General features: G+C 68.2%; 15 protein-coding genes, 1 other RNA gene and 2 pseudogenes. 6 read left to right on the plus strand and 12 right to left on the minus strand.

Going from position 1 to position 16,501, the window contains the following annotated elements; all coding sequences use genetic code 11:
* The first annotated feature begins 251 nt into the window (after window positions 1-251).
* A complete protein-coding gene (locus ACX28W_RS15190) occupies window positions 252-923 on the plus strand; it encodes a hypothetical protein (RefSeq protein WP_458999467.1) in 672 nt (223 codons plus the stop codon).
* A gap of 155 nt (window positions 924-1,078) precedes the next feature.
* On the opposite strand, the gene ACX28W_RS15195 is transcribed toward ACX28W_RS15190, so the two are convergent.
* Entirely contained in the window at window positions 1,079-1,270 is a 192-nt protein-coding gene (locus ACX28W_RS15195; RefSeq protein ID WP_458999469.1) for a hypothetical protein, read from the minus strand.
* Window positions 1,271-1,521: 251 nt separating this feature from the next.
* Between ACX28W_RS15195 and ftsE the strand changes: the two genes are divergently transcribed.
* The 5 genes from ftsE to ssrA all read left to right on the plus strand — a co-directional run bounded on the left by ftsE (window position 1,522) and on the right by ssrA (window position 5,531).
* Complete coding sequence (gene ftsE, locus ACX28W_RS15200) at window positions 1,522-2,211, plus strand: cell division ATP-binding protein FtsE (RefSeq protein WP_362069692.1); 690 nt, start codon at window positions 1,522-1,524, stop codon at window positions 2,209-2,211.
* A 30-nt stretch (window positions 2,212-2,241) separates the two neighbouring features.
* Complete coding sequence (gene ftsX / locus ACX28W_RS15205; protein WP_458999470.1) at window positions 2,242-3,159, plus strand: permease-like cell division protein FtsX; 918 nt, start codon at window positions 2,242-2,244, stop codon at window positions 3,157-3,159.
* Between the two features lie 67 nt (window positions 3,160-3,226).
* The gene (locus ACX28W_RS15210; RefSeq protein WP_458999472.1) at window positions 3,227-4,393 is read left to right on the plus strand and encodes a S41 family peptidase; all 1,167 of its coding nucleotides are present in this window, start codon (window positions 3,227-3,229) and stop codon (window positions 4,391-4,393) included.
* 70 nt (window positions 4,394-4,463) lie between these two features.
* Window positions 4,464-4,997 carry an SsrA-binding protein SmpB gene (smpB, locus tag ACX28W_RS15215; RefSeq protein WP_362069683.1) on the plus strand — a complete coding sequence of 178 codons (534 nt, stop codon included), beginning with the start codon at window positions 4,464-4,466 and terminating at the stop codon, window positions 4,995-4,997.
* A 146-nt stretch (window positions 4,998-5,143) separates the two neighbouring features.
* Window positions 5,144-5,531: a transfer-messenger RNA gene (ssrA, locus tag ACX28W_RS15220) on the plus strand.
* 59 nt (window positions 5,532-5,590) lie between these two features.
* Here the strand turns inward: ssrA and ACX28W_RS15225 are convergent.
* The 11 genes and pseudogenes from ACX28W_RS15225 to ACX28W_RS15275 all read right to left on the minus strand — a co-directional run.
* A pseudogene (locus tag ACX28W_RS15225) lies at window positions 5,591-5,751 on the minus strand (type II toxin-antitoxin system YoeB family toxin); the annotation flags it as partial.
* Window positions 5,748-5,966 (minus strand): type II toxin-antitoxin system Phd/YefM family antitoxin, encoded by a 219-nt coding sequence (locus ACX28W_RS15230; protein ID WP_458999473.1) that lies wholly within the window; start codon window positions 5,964-5,966, stop codon window positions 5,748-5,750. The pseudogene ACX28W_RS15225 and the gene ACX28W_RS15230, both read right to left, overlap by 4 nt.
* Window positions 5,963-6,214, minus strand: coding sequence for a hypothetical protein (locus ACX28W_RS15235; RefSeq protein ID WP_458999475.1), 252 nt, complete (start codon window positions 6,212-6,214; stop codon window positions 5,963-5,965). The genes ACX28W_RS15230 and ACX28W_RS15235 overlap by 4 nt, the downstream gene beginning before the upstream one ends.
* Window positions 6,211-6,567 (minus strand): hypothetical protein, encoded by a 357-nt coding sequence (locus ACX28W_RS15240; protein ID WP_458999477.1) that lies wholly within the window; start codon window positions 6,565-6,567, stop codon window positions 6,211-6,213. Before ACX28W_RS15240 ends, ACX28W_RS15235 begins: the two co-directional genes overlap by 4 nt.
* Window positions 6,568-6,651: 84 nt before the next feature.
* Window positions 6,652-6,822: pseudogene (locus tag ACX28W_RS15245) on the minus strand (DUF397 domain-containing protein); the annotation flags it as partial.
* A 325-nt stretch (window positions 6,823-7,147) separates the two neighbouring features.
* Window positions 7,148-10,018, minus strand: a complete 2,871-nt coding sequence (locus ACX28W_RS15250; protein WP_458999478.1) for a glycoside hydrolase family 3 protein — start codon at window positions 10,016-10,018, stop codon at window positions 7,148-7,150.
* Between the two features lie 113 nt (window positions 10,019-10,131).
* Window positions 10,132-11,145 (minus strand): LacI family DNA-binding transcriptional regulator, encoded by a 1,014-nt coding sequence (locus ACX28W_RS15255; protein WP_458999480.1) that lies wholly within the window; start codon window positions 11,143-11,145, stop codon window positions 10,132-10,134.
* Window positions 11,145-13,400 carry an alpha-xylosidase gene (gene yicI / locus ACX28W_RS15260; RefSeq protein ID WP_458999482.1) on the minus strand — a complete coding sequence of 752 codons (2,256 nt, stop codon included), beginning with the start codon at window positions 13,398-13,400 and terminating at the stop codon, window positions 11,145-11,147. The genes ACX28W_RS15255 and yicI overlap by 1 nt, the downstream gene beginning before the upstream one ends.
* Window positions 13,401-13,411: 11 nt before the next feature.
* Window positions 13,412-14,233, minus strand: a complete 822-nt coding sequence (locus ACX28W_RS15265; protein WP_362069656.1) for a carbohydrate ABC transporter permease — start codon at window positions 14,231-14,233, stop codon at window positions 13,412-13,414.
* Window positions 14,230-15,198, minus strand: a complete 969-nt coding sequence (locus ACX28W_RS15270) for a carbohydrate ABC transporter permease (protein WP_458999484.1) — start codon at window positions 15,196-15,198, stop codon at window positions 14,230-14,232. Before ACX28W_RS15270 ends, ACX28W_RS15265 begins: the two co-directional genes overlap by 4 nt.
* The gene (locus tag ACX28W_RS15275; RefSeq protein WP_458999486.1) at window positions 15,195-16,490 is read right to left on the minus strand and encodes an ABC transporter substrate-binding protein; all 1,296 of its coding nucleotides are present in this window, start codon (window positions 16,488-16,490) and stop codon (window positions 15,195-15,197) included. The genes ACX28W_RS15270 and ACX28W_RS15275 overlap by 4 nt, the downstream gene beginning before the upstream one ends.
* Window positions 16,491-16,501: the final 11 nt, after the last annotated feature.

The raw sequence follows: 16,501 nt of genomic DNA on the forward strand, positions 1-16,501 counted from the left end.
CGGCAGTTGCCTTTTGTGTGTGGGTCGTCTGGGTTTTACGTCACAGTCACATGTCTTCATGGTGGTCAAATGATGTTGATCTGGACATCGCGTACGCAACGACCTTGACGCTGCTGTGAAAACTGGGAATGGTAACGCGTGGCATGCGTATCTCTGGGGCGCATGTGAACCGGGGGCTGAGTGAGCCACCTGTGACGCCGTGGCCCCGGACGCTGCTCCATTGACGATCAGCTACTGGGGGTAGCAAGCAGATGACCAAGAAGACGCGAATTCGCGTGGCGCGGATCGCCGCCGGTGCGGTGATTGCCGCAGGCGCTTCGCTGACCGCCGCGGGTGCTGCTTCGGCGCTCGACCTCGGCGTGAGCGTGGCGGGTGTGAACGTGGGCGTCAGTGCCGACGAATCCGGTGTCGGCGTGGGTGTCGGTATCGACGGCCCGAGCGAGGATCCGACGGGCATCCCGACCGAGCCCACCGAGGAGCCGACCGAGCCCACCGAGGAGCCGACGGAGCCCACGGAGGAGCCGACGATCCCCACGGAGGAGCCGACCGAGCCGACGGAGGAGCCGACCGAGCCGACCGACGAGCCGACGGACCCCACTGAGGAGCCGACCGAGCCCAGCGACCCGACCGAGGAGCCCACCGAGGACCCGACCGACGGGTCCGGCACGGGCACGGGTGGTAATGACGCCGACCCCGACGGCGGCTCCCAGCCCGTCGCGCAGGGTGAGGGTTCCTCCGGCCTGACCGACACGGGCGCGGAGACCTCCTCCGACACCTCCGCCCAGGGTGAGAACGGTGAGCTCGCCGAGACGGGTGCCGCTCAGACCACGTTCCTGCTGATCGGTGCCGCCACGATGATCGCCGGCGGTATCGGCTTCCGTCTGCTGCCGCGCCTCGCGGGCGGCCGCGGCGCCGCCGCGTAAGCGCACAGCGCCTGCGCGTAAGCGCGAGAAGGCCCGGAGCGAGTCGCTCCGGGCCTTTCTCACGTCAGGGGTGCCTGCGGCCGACGTACGTCCGCGGCGCCTGTGCGGTGTTCATCAGGGATGCCCACGGCTTCGCCGAGCCGCTCCCGCCGGCCTCACGCCGTCTGGTGGGCCAGCAGCGCCACTGCCGCGATCAGCACGACCAGCAGCGCGATCAGTGCCATCGGGGTCAGCCCCGCGAAGGGGCTCTCCTGCTGCAGCCGCTCCCGGTTCGCGCGGCAGACCGGGCAGCGACCCTCGCTGACGGGCGCCGCGCAGTTCGCGCACACCAATCGGTCGTACGTCATGCGCTTGCCCTCCTTGCACCGTCCTTCGCGTACATAACGCTGCGGGGAACGCAACCGTTCCCCCTCCACTGTGCCAGGTTCCGCGGAATTCGGCGCGGCTCCCCTTATCCTGCCCCGCTCGGCCGCTTTCCAGCCGTTCAGATCCGTGACAAAAAGTGCAAGCCTCGCGCAACCGCGTACGCCGACTGCGCGCGCCCACCCGGTTCGCGTATGGTCACGCACACCTACCCCCGGCGACCCGTGGTGCATCCGTGATCCGATTCGACAATGTCTCCAAGGTCTACCCCAAGCAGACCCGCCCCGCTCTCAGGGATGTCTCCCTGGAGGTCGAGCGTGGTGAGTTCGTGTTCCTCGTGGGGTCCTCCGGCTCCGGAAAGTCCACCTTCCTGCGGCTGATCCTCCGCGAGGAGCGGACCAGTCACGGCCAGGTGCACGTCCTGGGCAAGGACCTCGCGCGCATCTCCAACTGGAAGGTGCCGCACATGCGGCGCCAGCTGGGGACCGTCTTCCAGGACTTCCGGCTGCTGCCGAACAAGACGGTTGCCGAGAACGTCGCCTTCGCGCAGGAGGTCATCGGCAAGTCCCGCGGTGAGATCCGCAAGTCCGTGCCCCAGGTGCTCGACCTCGTCGGGCTCGGCGGCAAGGAGGACCGCAGGCCGGGCGAGCTGTCCGGTGGTGAGCAGCAGCGGGTGGCCATCGCGAGAGCCTTCGTGAACCGGCCCAAGCTCCTCATCGCCGACGAGCCGACCGGCAACCTCGACCCGCAGACCTCCGTCGGCATCATGAAGCTGCTCGACCGCATCAACCGGACGGGCACGACCGTGCTGATGGCGACGCACGACCAGAACATCGTGGACCAGATGCGCAAGCGCGTCATCGAGCTGGAGCAGGGCCGCCTCGTCCGCGACCAGGCGCGCGGCGTCTACGGCTACCAGCACTGACGACGGTCCACGGAAAGGCTTAGCAGACGCATGCGCGCCCAGTTCGTTCTGTCGGAGATCGGTGTCGGTCTCCGACGCAATCTGACGATGACCTTCGCGGTCATCGTCTCGGTCGCCCTCTCCCTCGCCCTGTTCGGCGGTTCGCTCCTGATGAGCGACCAGGTGAGCACCATGAAGGGCTACTGGTACGACAAGGTCAACGTCTCGATCTTCCTCTGCAACAAGAGCGACGCGGAGTCCGACCCCAACTGCGCCAAGGGGGCGGTCACCAGTGAGCAGAAGGACCAGATCACCGGTGACCTGGGGAAGATGTCGGTCGTCGACAAGGTCACCTACGAGTCGTCGGACCAGGCGTACAAGCACTACAAGGAGCAGTTCGGCGACTCCCCGCTGGCCAGCTCCCTGACTCCCGACCAGATGCAGGAGTCGTACCGCATCAAGCTGAAGGACCCGGAGAAGTACCAGGTCATCGCGACCGCCTTCGACGGGCGTGACGGCGTGCAGTCCGTGCAGGACCAGAAGGGCATCCTGGACAACCTCTTCGGGCTGCTCAACGGCATGAACTGGGCCGCGCGCGCGGTGATGGCGATGATGCTGGTCGTCGCCCTGATGCTGATCGTCAACACGGTGCGCGTCTCGGCGTTCAGCCGTCGGAGAGAAACGGGGATCATGCGCCTCGTCGGCGCCTCCGGCTTCTACATCCAGGCCCCGTTCATCATGGAGGCCGCGGTCGCCGGGCTCATCGGCGGTGGTGTCGCCTGCGGCTTCCTGGTGATCGCGCGCTACTTCATCATCGATCACGGTCTGGCGCTGTCCGAGAAGCTGAATCTGATCAACTTCATCGGCTGGGACGCCGTGTTGACCAAGCTGCCGCTCATCCTCGCGACGAGCCTGCTGATGCCCGCGCTTGCCGCGTTCTTCGCGTTGCGCAAGTACCTGAAGGTGTGACGCATGCCAAGGGGGCCGTACTGCCAACCGGCGGTGCGGCCCTTTGCGTTGTCCTAGACTCACCGCCATGTCAGGCCGTGACCCCTTCTGTCAGCCCCGCCGCGTCGGCCGCGGGGCCACCCTGACATTGGTGTTCGCGTGCGTTCTCGTCACCGGTGCGGCGAACGGCTCCTTCTCCGAGCCGGGCCGGAAATCCGCCTCCTCCGCCTCCCGTTCGACGCCCGCGGGCCATGACGAGGACGTCACCGAGGCCGCCGCCGAGGCGATGGCCGACGGCAAGTCCCCCATGGAGGCCGCCAGGCGCGCCGTCAGCCGCAGTGGCGACCGCTGGGGCGCGGTCTACTCCCGGGGCGAGTACGAGGAGTTCGAGGAAGCCCTCGACGGCCAGTACACGGGCGTCGGACTGTGGGCCAGGCGCGAGCGCGACGGCCGGATCGAAGTGGCCCGGGTCCAGACCGGCTCGCCCGCGGCCGCCGCCGGGATCCGTGAGGGCGACCGGCTGCGCAGCGTCGACGGCGAGAGCGTGGACGGCAGACCGGTCACCGAGGTCGTCTCCTTACTGCGCGGGGACGCGGACGACGCGGCCGCCGGCACGAAGGTCTCCCTCGGCCTGCAGCGCGGCACGCGCGCGTGGAGCGAGACACTGCGCCGCGCCCTGCTGTCCACGGACTCCGTGACCGTACGCGCGCTCACCGGCCGCATCACCGTGATCAAGGTCGCCGCCTTCACCAAGGGTGCGGGCGACGCCGTACGGACCGCCGTCGAGCAGGCCCCCAAGAAGGCCGGGATCGTCCTCGATCTGCGCGGCAACTCCGGCGGCCTGGTCACCGAGGCCACCACCGCCGCCTCCGCCCTCCTCGACGGCGGCCTCGTCGCCACGTACGACGACAACGGCGAGCAGCGCGCCCTGCACGCCGATCCGGGCGGTGACACCACCAGACCTCTGGTCGCGCTCGTCGACGGCGGCACGATGAGCGCGGCCGAACTCCTGACCGGCGCCCTCCAGGATCGCGGCCGTGCGGTCGTCGTGGGCTCCAGAACCTTTGGCAAGGGCTCGGTCCAGATGCCGAGCCGGCTGCCCGACGGCTCCGTCGCCGAGCTGACCGTCGGGCACTACCGCACCCCCTCCGGACGTGGCGTCGACGGGCAGGGCATCACCCCCGACCTCGACGTGGACACGCAGGTGCTGGAGCGGGCGGAGACCGTGCTGAGCGGGCTCGGGGACGCCTCGTAATCAGCCGCGTAATCAGTTTTCCCTCGGACCCCCCTCTAGTGCGAAAATGGCCAGCACTATGAGTAAGGGAATGTACGTACCGAAGGAGTCCCAGCCGAAGCAGGGCGGCCAGGCCGCAGGCAAGGCCAAGGACGGCAAGCGCAAGATCGTCGCGCAGAACAAGAAGGCGCGGCACGACTACGCCATCATCGACACCTACGAGGCCGGGCTCGTGCTCACCGGCACCGAGGTGAAGTCCCTGCGCCAGGGACGCGCCTCGCTGACCGACGGCTTCGTCCAGATCGACGGCAACGAGGCGTGGCTGCACAACGCCCACATCCCCGAGTACAGCCAGGGCACCTGGACCAACCACTCCGTGCGCCGTAAGCGCAAGCTGCTCCTGCACCGCGAGGAGATCGACAAGCTGGCGTCGAAGTCCGAGGAGACGGGTCACACCATCGTGCCCCTCGCCCTGTACTTCAAGGACGGTCGGGCGAAGGCCGAGATCGCGCTCGCCCGCGGTAAGAAGGAGTACGACAAGCGCCAGACCCTGCGTGAGAAGCAGGACCGGCGGGAGTCGGACCGCGCGATCGCGGCGGCCAAGCGGAAGCAGCGGGGCCAGTAGGAGGTCCGTAGGCGATCCGTAGGTGGTCCGTAGGCGGTCGGTCGCCGGGAATAGGCTGGCATCGTCGTGCGTTGTTCACGTACGATGGCAACTGCACCTCACAGCGGGTGCGCGGGTCGAAAGACCTGGTTTTGAAAAATCAACATGGGGATGATCGGTTTCGACAGCGGCTGTCGAAGCAGGGGAAGCGAGCCGAGGAAGCGGCAATGATCTCGTAAACCATATGTCGCAACCAATAATCGCCAATTCCAAGAGCGATTCCCAGTCCTTCGCCCTCGCTGCCTAATAACAGCGACTGAAGGACCCTAAAAGGGTGTCAGCCCGGGGGTGTTCCCGACCCGGACCCTGGCATAATCTAGGGAACTAAACCGCCGAGCCCGGTCACGGGGTTCGGCGGGAAATCAAACAGTGGCTGGGCCCGTCGGAGACTTGTTCGCGAGATCTCCGGGGCCGAGAAAATCGTAGCGAACTGCGCTCGGAGAAGCCCTGATTCTGCACCGGTGGACGCGGGTTCGATTCCCGCCATCTCCACTCATCCCATGTGAGGCGAAGGCCCCGCTGCTTCGAGCAGCGGGGCCTTCGTCGTTGGGTCGGTATTCGTATCGGGCCTTGAGGATCTTCACTTCCTTGTCGTCCGCCCGGTACACGAGGCGGTGCTCGTCGTCGATTCGGCGGGACCAGCCGTCTTGCGGTCCGAGGCGAGCCAGAAAAGGAAGTCCTCCCAGACGTCGGAGTCGAAGTGGACGCTTCTCACTCCTCGCCCCCGGCCAGCTCCCGCAGCTCATCCATGGTTTTGGGGACGGTGGGTGCGCCTTCCCGGTCGCGGGCGACGGCCTCCATCAGGCGCTGGGCGTTGGCGGGGGAGCGCAGCAGGTAGACGGTCTCCTGCCAGGAGTCGTAGTCGTCGGCGGACATGAGGATCGCGTCGCCGTTGCGGGAGGTGATGCGCACCGGGTCGTGATCGGTCACAGGCAGGTCGCCTGGTGAACGTACAGACACTCGTGCCGGGGGACGATCAGGTACAGGAAGAGCCCTCCAGGGACATGGGCGATGTTCCCCTTCGGCCCGGCTCCCTGGTACGAGGCACCGTCGAGGTAGAACGCGGCGGCGGCGCGGACGAGCTCGTCGGCCTGCTTCTCGACCTCGGCGACGAACGCGAGTGGGGCTCCGCCGATGACGTGTTCCTCGTCCGGGTCGTACTCCCATCTCCAGGTCAAGCGGACACCGCCTGGAGGGCCTCGGTCTCGACGGCGCGAATGTCGTCCACGGCGGTGCGGAATGCCGGGTCGTCCTTGCTGCTGGTGCTGTTCAGTGCGGCCAGTGCGGCCTGGTGGCGGGCATGCAGATCGGGGCGCCGCTCGATCTCGACCTGCATCTGCCAGTGGGTGAGCCAGTGCTGGAGGTGGCCGATCTTGCCGTCCAGGATGGCCGCGGCCAGCGCCTGTTCTTTGTGCTGCTCCATCTCGCCGAGCCGGTGGGGGGCGATACGGGCCAGGGCGACGCGGACCGCTTCGGGGGTTCGCTCCGGTCGAGGGATCAGCTCATGCCCGTGGTCAGGCTGCGTGGTCACGCGAGGCTCCTCTGTAGTCCGCTCCGTGCTTGCCACCGTACTGCCCGCCACCGGCATCAGCGCCGGACTCACCCTTCCAGCGCCTCAACCGCCGACGCGCCCCTCTTTGAGGGCGTCGACGAACGCCGACCAGCCGCCCGCCGAGAAGACCAGCGCCGGACCGGTGACGGCCTTGCTGTCGCGGACGGGCACGTCGGCGTGACCACGGGCGACCTCAAGGCATTCGCCCTGATCGCCGCCGCTGTAGCTGGTGGACTTGTACCACCCGGTGAGTGCGGACGAGTCAGGGACGGTGTGCCTACGGAGGTGCTTGTGCGTGTTCCTCTGCTGTCGCCCTGACCAAGGCCAGGGACTCCTGTTGCGGCAAAGGCCTGCTCACAGTCGGCCGCCAGTAGACGGAGGTAGGCGGCGAAGTCCTGGCGGGAGTCCACCTGCTGCCAGGAGCCGATGCTTCGGGGTGCGGACACGCCGAGAGGCCACGAGCCCGTGCCGGCCTACGTCGACCAGATTTTCTGAGACGGGGCATTGGGCGAAGGCCCCGCTGCCGAGGCAGCGGGGCCATTGTCATATCTGTGCGACGTCAGCGAAGCGAGAACGTCGACAGGCGCACGCCCCCGCTCAGGACCAGATACACATCCGTACGGCCTTTCGCCGCGCCGGACAGGGCGGCGGTCACCGTCTCGTAGGTGTACGGGGATGACGTGCCGTCCGTACGGGCGGTGCCGGCGAGCGGGCCGGTCGGGGAACCGAGGCGGACCTCGACGGTGCCGGACGCGCCCGCGACCCGTGCGGCGAACTCCTTAGCGCCCGAGCCCAGTTGGACGTCTGCGAACTTCAGCCAGGCGCCGTCACCGCCGGAACCCACCGCCGTCCCGCGCGCCTTCGACTCGTCGACCAGGCGGATCCCGTCGTAGTCGTCGAAGTTCTCCGCCCGGGTCGTCCTCGTGAGGTCCCGGGCCGGGATCGTCTCGCCCTGTGCCCTGAGCGTCGTACGAGAGCGGATGTCGGTCGAGGAGGCGCCGACCAGGACGTCGTACGTGCCGGTCTCGACCACCCACTTGGAGCGCGTGACGTCCCAGTGGGCGAGGTCCTTCGTGCGCAGGCTCAGCTTCACCGTCTTCGTCTCGCCCGGCTTCAGCGACACCCGTGCGTACGCCTTCAGCTGCTTGAGGGGTTGTTTGTCGCGGGAGACGCGCTGGTGGGTGTAGAGCTGCACGACCTCGTCGCCGGCGCGGTGGCCCGTGTTCGTTACCGCCACCTCGTAGCCGCCGTTCACTCGCTTCAGGTCGCCGTAGCGGAAGCTCGTGTAGGACAGGCCGTAGCCGAAGGGGTAGAGCGGCTGTCCCTTGAAGTACTGGTAGGTGCGGTCGGACTTGATGATGTCGTAGTCGAGGATCGACGGGAGGTCCGACTCCGACTGGTACCAGGTCTGGGTGAGGCGGCCCGCGGGGTTCGTGTCGCCGTAGAGGACGTCGGCGAGGGCGTTGCCGGTCTCCTGGCCCGCGTGGGTGGTCCAGAGGATGGCGGGGACCTCTTTCTGGAGGGCGCCGAGGGTGGTCGGGTAGCTGTTCTCGACCACCACCACCGTCTTCGGGTTGGCCGCCTTCACCGCCTTGACCAGGGCTTCCTGGGACGGGGCCAGGCCCATGTCCGTGCGGTCGTGGGCCTCGCGGCCGTTGATCGCGGGCATCGAACCGACCACGACCACCGCCGTGTCCTTGCCCTTCACCGCGGCCACGGCCTCGTCGACGCCGCTGCGGACGACGTCCTTCGTGTAGTGGGCGGCCCCCGGCTTTTCGACCAGGCCGAGTGTGCCGTCCGCGTCCGTCGGGCCGAGGTAGACCGGGTTGGACCACCAGGGCTCGGCGGTCTCGTAGCCCGCGTAGCGCAGCAGGTACGTTCCGTCGCCCTGGTCCTCCAGCTTGAACTGCTGCTGTACGTACCAACCGTCGGGCTGGACCTGGTCGTTGACGAAGTTCGACCAGTTGTAGCCGACGTACTTGCCGTTGGCGGCCGAGCGCAGGGTGACGATGCCGGAGCCCCAATCGAACGCGTCGAACTGGGTGGCCGCACCGGTCTCCGCGCTCTCCCGCAGGGCCGCCCCGTCGGCGTCCGTCCCCGCCGTGACGTACTTGCCCGTCGTCGTGTTCTTCAGCGCGATGCGGTCGACGCCCTCGCTGCTCGCCACCGCGGCGCCGAGCTTCGTGGAGATGCCGTCGGCGGGTGTGACCGCGTACGGCAGCGTGCCCGAGTACCAGTCCGTGTAGAGGGTGTCGGCGAGCGGGCCGACGACGGCCACGTTCTTCGCCGAGGTCTTCAGGGGCAGCACGTCCTTGTTCTTGAGCAGTACCGCGCCCTCCGCCGCCGCCTTGCGCGCGAGCTCCTGGTGGGCCGGGCTGTTGATCACCGACTTGTCGATCGAGCCGTACGTGCCGCCGCCCGGGTCGAACTCGCCGAGCCGGACGCGGACGGACAGGATGTGACCGGCCGCCGTGTCGATGTCCGACTCCTTCAACAGGCCTTGCCGCAAGGCCGAGTTGACGGCTGTGACCGTCGGTCCGGAGTCCGCGCTGTTGTCCGTGAAGCTGTCGAGGCCCGCCTTCAGGGCGGCCGCGTCGCCCTCGGCGAGGGTGGGGTAGTAGTGCTGGTCGCCGGGGAGGTTGGCGGGGGCGAAGGCGTCGGAGACGTTCAGGAGGTCCTGGTCCGTCCAGGAGCGCACGACGTCGTCCAGGTCCGGATTCACCGTCGCCGGACGGCCGTTGACCAGGTTGTACGAGGACATCACGCCCGTCGCCGCGTCCGCCTCGATCGCCGGCTTGAAGGCCGCCTCGTCGTACTCGTGCTGGACGCGCGGGCGCAGGTCGGAGGACGTGGTCGTGCGGTTCGTCTCGTTGTTGTTGGCGAGGTAGTGCTTGAGGGTGGGGGCCGTCTTGAGGTGGTCGGGGTCGCCGCCGGTCAGGCCGTCGCCGTACGCGGTGGAGATCGAGCCGGTGAGGTACGGGTCCTCGGAGTAGCCCTCCTCGTTGCGTCCCCAGCGCGGGTCGCGCAGCAGGTTCACCACGGGTGCCCAGAGGTTGAGGCCCCAGCCGGCCGGGCGTTCCTGCTGGAAGCCGCGTGCCTCGTCGCCGACCGCCGAGCCGACCTGCTCGATCAGCGCCGGGTCCCAGGTCGAGGCGAGTCCGATCGCCTGTGGGAAGACCGTGGTCTTGCCGAGCCAGGCGACTCCGTGCAGGGCCTCGGTGCCGGTGCGGAACGACTGGATTCCCAGGCGGGGGATCGCGGGCTGGTACTGGTGCAGGAGGGAGATCTTCTCGTCGAGGGTCAGGCGGGCGAGCAGGTCGTCGACGCGTGCGGTGACGGGGAGGCGGGGGTCGCGGAAGGCGTACGAGGGGGTGTCCGCCCCCGCGGGAACGGTGGCACAGAGGCCGGCGATCAGGGTCAGGGCCACCATGACGGTGGTTCTCTGTCTCCCCTGTCTCCCCTGCTTCCCTTGTCTCCCTTGTCTTCCTTCCTGTCTTCCTTGTCTTCTCGTGCTTCTCTTGCCTTCCCTCATGTCACGGCTCCTTAAGAGGTCAGCGTGCGCGGTGCGGTGCTGGCCCGCTCCGTCAGTCGCGGGGCGAGCAGGGTCGCCTCCGGTACGGGCGTGCCACTCAGCTTCTTCATCAGCAGCTCGACCGCCTGCGCGCCCACTTCGGCGGACGGGAGGGCGATGGAGGTGACGGGGACGCGGACGTTCTCGGCGAGTTCGTCCGGGCAGATGGCGGTGACGGACAGGTCGACGGGGACCCGTAGGCCGAGCTGCTCGAAGGCGTCGATCAGCGGCTCGAGGACCGGCTCGTTGTGTACGACGACACCGGTCAACGCCGGGTGTTCGCGCAGCAGTTGCTCGGCGACCCGGCGGGCGGCGGCGGGCGAGGCCTCGCAGGGGTGAACGGAGGACGCGAGGCCGCCCCGGTCGGCGGCGGCCGTGAAGCCCTCCACCACCCGCTGGGCGAACGCCGTCCCCCGCACATACACCTCGGGCGGCGACCCGACCAGAGCCACCACCCGGTGCCCGAGCCCCGCCAGCCGTTCGACGCACACCTCGCCCGCCGCCTTGAAGTCGAGGTCGATGCAGGTCAGCCCGTCGGGCTGGAGCGGGAACCCGATGAGGACGGACGGCCGGTCCAGCGCGCGCAGCAACGGCAGCCGGGGATCGCGCAGCTGGACGTCCATCACGATCAGCGCGTCCACGAGCGCGGTGTCGGCGACCCGCCTGAGCCCCTCCTCGCCCTCCTCCTGCGTCAGCAGCAGCACGTCGTGATCGTGCCGCCGCGCGGCCGTCACCACCGACACCGCGAACTGCATCACGACCGGTACATGGATGCCGGCCCGCAGCGGCACCACCAGCGCCAGTACGTTGGACCGGCTGCTGGCCAGCGCCCGCGCGCCCGCGTGCGGGCGGTAGCCCAGCTCGCGGATGCTGGCCTCGATGCGCTGCCGGGTCTCCTCGGATATCGGGCGCTTGCCGCTGAGGGCGTACGAGACGGTGCTCGGGGACACCCTGGCGTGCCGCGCCACATCGGTGATCTTGACCATTACTCGGACCCCAGCTCCAGTGACAAGAACCCCGTCCCCGCCTTCGCCCGCACCTCGCGCCCGCCCGCCGCGAGCCCCCACGGTGCCGCGGGATCACTGGACGAGGCCCGCAGGGTGTCGCCCTCGCGGACGACGGTGAAGGTCACCCCGCCCACCGGCACCGTGACCTGGGCGCCGCGCTCCAGGCCGTACGCGTGCAGGGTGACCCCGTCGGCGTGCACATAGTCGGGGCGGTCGTCCACCGCGCCCACCGGAATCACCGCCCCCGGCCGGACCAGCAGGGGCACGCTCAGGAAACCGTGCCGTTCGCGCACCCAGCGTGGCCCGGTCACCGTCCGCCCGCTGAGGAAGTGCGTCCAGGTCCCGTCCGGGACGTAGTACGAGACCTCCCCCTCGTCGCTGAAGACGGGCGCGACCAGCAGATCCGGCCCGAGCATGTACTGCCGCTCCAGATGCGCGCACCCCGGATCGTCCGGGAACTCCAGCACCATGGCCCGCATCATCGGCACGCCCTCCGTGTGGGCGGCGCGGGCGGCCTCGTACAGGTAGGGCATGAGGCCGAGCTTGAGCCGGGTGAACAGCCGCAGGACGTCCACGGCCTCCTCGTCGAACAGCCACGGCACCCGGTACGAGGACGAGCCGTGCAGCCGGCTGTGCGAGGACAGCAGCCCGAAGGCGATCCACCGTTTGAACAGCGCGGGCGTCGGTGTCCCCTCGAACCCGCCGATGTCATGGCTCCAGAAGCCGAACCCCGACAATCCGAGGCTCAGCCCGCCGCGCAGCGACTCGGCCATGGACTCGTACGTGGCCTCGCAGTCGCCGCCCCAGTGCACCGGGAACTTCTGGCTCCCGGTGGTCGCCGAGCGAGCGAAGACCACGGCCTCCGCCTCGCCCCGGTGTTTGCGCAGCACATCGAAGACGGTCTGGTTGTACAGGTAGGTGTAGTAGTTGTGCATACGCTCGGGGTCGCTGCCGTCGGCGTACGCCACGTCCACCGGGACCCGTTCGCCGAAGTCGGTCTTGAAGCAGTCGACGCCCTGCGCGAGCAGTGCCTCCAGCTTCGACGCGTACCACTGCCGGGCCTCTTCGCTGGTGAAGTCGACCAGCGCCATGCCCGGCTGCCACAGGTCCCACTGCCAGACACTGCCGTCCGGCCGCTTGAGCAGATGCCCGAGCGCCCGCCCCTCCGCGAACAGCGGTGAGCGCTGCGCGATGTACGGATTGATCCATACGCAGATCCGCAGCCCCTTGTCCTTCAGTCGGGCCAGCATCCCCTCCGGGTCGGGGAAGACGCGCGGGTCCCACTGGAAGTCGCACCAGTTGAACTCGCGCATCCAGAAGCAGTCGAAGTGGAAGACGGAGAGCGGGAGTTCGCGCTCCCGCATGCCGTCGATGAAGGAGGTGACGGTGGCCTCGTCGTAGGAGGTGGTGAACGACGTCGACAGCCACAGGCCGAAGGACCAGGCGGGCGGCAGGGCCGGACGCCCGGTGAGCGCCGTGTACTTGCGCAGGATGTCCTTCGGGCTCGGCCCGTAGATGACGTAATACGTCAACTGCTGTGTCTCGGCGCTGAATTGCACCCGCGAGACCGCTTCCGAGCCGACCTCGAAGGACACCCTTCCCGGATGGTCGACGAAGACGCCGTAGCCCGCGTCCGTGAGATAGAACGGCACGTTCTTGTAGGCCTGTTCGGTGGCCGTGCCGCCGTCGGCGTTCCACATGTCGACGACCTGGCCGTTCTTGACGAGCGGCCCGAAGCGTTCGCCGAGGCCGTAGACCTGGGTGCCGACGCCGAGGTTCAGCTGTTCGCGCAGATAGTGGGCGCCGGTGGCGTCCCGCATGATGCCCATGCCCTTGGGGCCGCTGGTGGTGAGGGTGCGGCCGTGGGCGAGGAAGTCGAGGTGCCAGGGGCTGGTGCGGGCGACCTTGAGGGAGAGGGCGCCCGCGATGAGGGTCGCGTGCTCCTCGTCGTACGCCATGTGCGGGGAGAACTCGGCCTTCCGCAGCTCGAACCGGGGGCCGCGTGGTTCTTCTCCCTGGAAGTGCGTGAACGTGACGCCGATGACGTCCGGTATCGGCGCGTACGCGCTGATCGTCACGACCGGTCCCTTCAGCAGGTCGCCGCGGTGGCGGATGGGCTGCGTGGGCGCGTGGATCTCCAGAGTGTCCGCGGCGGCGCTCACGTCGAGGACCTCGACCGGGTGGGCCGCGGTCACGCCCTCGCGCAGCAGCCAGTAGCCGTCGGTGAACTTCACGCCTGCACCCCTTACTTGACCGCACCGACGGCGATGCCGCGGGTGAGGGTTCGTTGGAAGACGAGGAAGAAGACGATGGCGGGCAGGACGCCCAGGAGGGCGGCCGCGTTCGTCATCGTGGCGTCCATCAGGCGCTGGCCCTGGAGGACGCCGAGGGCCACCGAGACGGTCTGGTTGTCGTTGGAGATCAGCATGACCAGCGGCAGCAGGAACTCGTTCCAGGTCCAGATGAAGAAGAAGACCAGCAGGACGCCGATCGTGGGGCGGCTGACGGGGACCACGATCCGCCACAGGACCTGCCACTTGTTCGCCCCGTCGATCCGGGCGGCCTCGATGATCTCGCGCGGGAACTGACCGAGGACGGAGGAGAGGAGATAGGTCCCGAAGGCCGCCTGGACGACGGTGAAGACGATGATCACGCTGAGGCGGGTGTCGTACAGCCCGGCCTGCTTGCTCAGGTAGTAGATCGGGTAGACCAGCGCCTCCTGCGGCAGCATGTTCGCGAGGACGAAGAAGGCGAGGACCCAGGTGCGGCCCTTGATGCGGCCGATGCCGATCGCGTACGCGTTGAGGACGGACAGGACCGCGGCGAAAAGGGCGACGAAACCGCTGATGAGGACCGAGTTGAGCAGTTTCTGGCCGTAGTCGACGCGGTCCCAGAAGTCCTTCAGACCGTCGAGATAGAGGCCCTGCGGGAGGCTCAACGGGCCGTGTTCGGAGTACTCGGCGGGCGACTTCACGGCGTTGATCGCGACGATCGCGAACGGCAGCACCATGAAGAGGGCGGCGATGACGAGGGCGACGAGCACCGGGTAGCGGCGCAGGGCTGTCATGTGCGGATCCCTTCCTCGGCGTCCTCGGCGCGGGTCTGGAGCTTCAGACCCGCGAGGGCGAGTACGAGGATGATCACGGTCAGCGCGGTGGAGATGGCGGCGCCGTAGCCGACCTGGGTCTTCTCGAAGAAGGTGGCGAAGGAGAAGTAGGAGGGGACGTTGGTGGCGCCGCCGGGTCCGCCCTTCGTGAGGACGTACACCGCGCCGAACACCTTGAGCGCGGCGATCGTGCACCAGAGCAGGACGACGTAGATCTCGGGCCGGATCTGGGGGAGTGTGATGTGCCAGAAGCGCCGCCACCAGCCGGCGCCGTCCAGCTCGGCGGCCTCGTACAGCTGCGGGTCGACGCGTTGCAGCCCCGCCATGAAGATGACCAGCGGGAAGCCGAGCTGCACCCAGACCATCACGCCCATCACGCTGTAGAGGGCGAGGTCGGGGTCGCCGAGCCAGTCCTGTTGGAGGGATCCGAGGCCCACGGCCTGCAGCAGTTCGTTGAGTGAGCCGTTGTCGGGGGCGAGGATCCAGCTCCACACGATGCCGGCCACGGCGATGGGCAGGACCTGCGGGAGATAGAAGCAGGCGCGCAGGACGGCGGCCGTCCTCGTCCCGAAGTGCTTGCCGACGAAGTCGAAGAGAGCGGCGGCGAGAACGAGTCCGAGCACGGTCGGTACGGCGGCCATGGCGACGACCATGAAGAGGCTGTGCCGGAAGGACGCCCAGAACTCGGAATCGTCCATCAGCTCGCGGTAGTTGGCGAGCCCCGACCACTTCGGGCTGCCCACACCCTGCCAGTCGGTGAAGCTCACGCCGGTGTTCATCAGGAACGGGACGACGATGACGGCGAGGAAGGCGAGGGCGCCGGGGAGCAGGAAGAGGGCGTAGGAATCGCGGGGGCGGCGGCGCGGGTGACCGGCCCCGTCCTGCTTGCCGATCACCTGCCCGCCCCGTTCGACGGTGACCGTCATGTCTTCGGCGCGCCCTTGTCGTACGCCTCCTGCAAAGCGCTCAGATAACCGTCCGGATCCTCGCTCCCCGTGATCAGCTTCTGGGTCTCGGAGACGAGGACGTCGTAGAAGCCGGCGACGGGCCAGTCGGGGTAGAAGGCCAGTCCGTCCTGGTCGGAGAGGGTGTTGAAGTCGGCGATGAGCGACTCGGCCTGTGGGTCGGAGATGGCGGCGGGGTCGGCGGCCACCGGGACTCCGCCCTTGTTTCCCAGCAGGTTCTGGATCTTCTTCGACATGGTGATGTCGATGAAGTCGTAGGCGAGGTCCTTGTTCTTGGCGCTCTTGGGGACGACCCAGAGGTTGCCGCCGGAGCCGAGGGTGAGGTCGGTGTCCGGCCAGAGGAAGGTGCCCCAGTCGAAGGTGTTCTCCGCCTTGAAGCGGCCGTACCACCAGCTGCCGGAGAACAGGATCGGGCTCTTGCCCTGGATGAAGGAGACGCCCGCGTCCTCGGCCTTGAGACTGGTGGACTTCTTGCCGATGTAGCCCTTCTTCACCCAGTCGGCGAAGGTCTCGGCGCCGTACGTCCAGGCGGCGTCGTGGAAGTCGGTCTTGCCCTGGTAGAGCTCGTACGAGTCGACCCAGGCGCGGTCGGCCTTGGTGAGGGCGAGCTGATAGAGGTACTGGTGGGCGACGTACTCGGCGCCGGCGTTCGCCAGCGGGGTGATGCCTTCCGCGACGAACGTGTCCATGGCGGCGGTGAGTTCGTCGAGGGTGGTGGGCTCGGCGATGCCGTACTTCTTGAAGAGGTCCTTGTTGTAGAACACCATCGTGTACTCGGCGTAGTTGGGAACGCCGTACCACTTCCCGGAGCCCATCACGCCGTTGGTGTCGTACTCGCTGGTGGTCCGCACGCCCGCGCTGAGCTTCTTGTCCCAGCCGCGCTTCGTGGCCTCGGCCGTCAGATCGGTGAGAAGCCCCTGCTTGGAAAGCGTGCCCGCGGTCGCGTTGCCCTTGTTGTACTCCATGAGGTCCGGTGCGTCGGAGGAGTTGAGGACCATCGGGGCCGTCTTCTGGATCTGCTCGAAGCCCTTGTCCTCGAACTTCACCTGCACGCCCGGGTGGGTGCGCTCGAACTCCTTGATGGCCTCGTTCCAGGCCGCTCCCATCGCGCTGTCCGGCGCTTCGTAGTGCCACAGTTTCAGCGTCTTGCCGTCCGATGAACCACTGTCCGAGCCGCCGCAGGAGGCCAGTAGCAGGGTGCCCGCCAGGGCTGCCGCCGCCGTTGCCACCACACGCCTTCGTGTCGTCGACATCCATTGCCTCC

The sequence above is a fragment of the Streptomyces sp. SD15 genome (assembly GCF_054462255.1).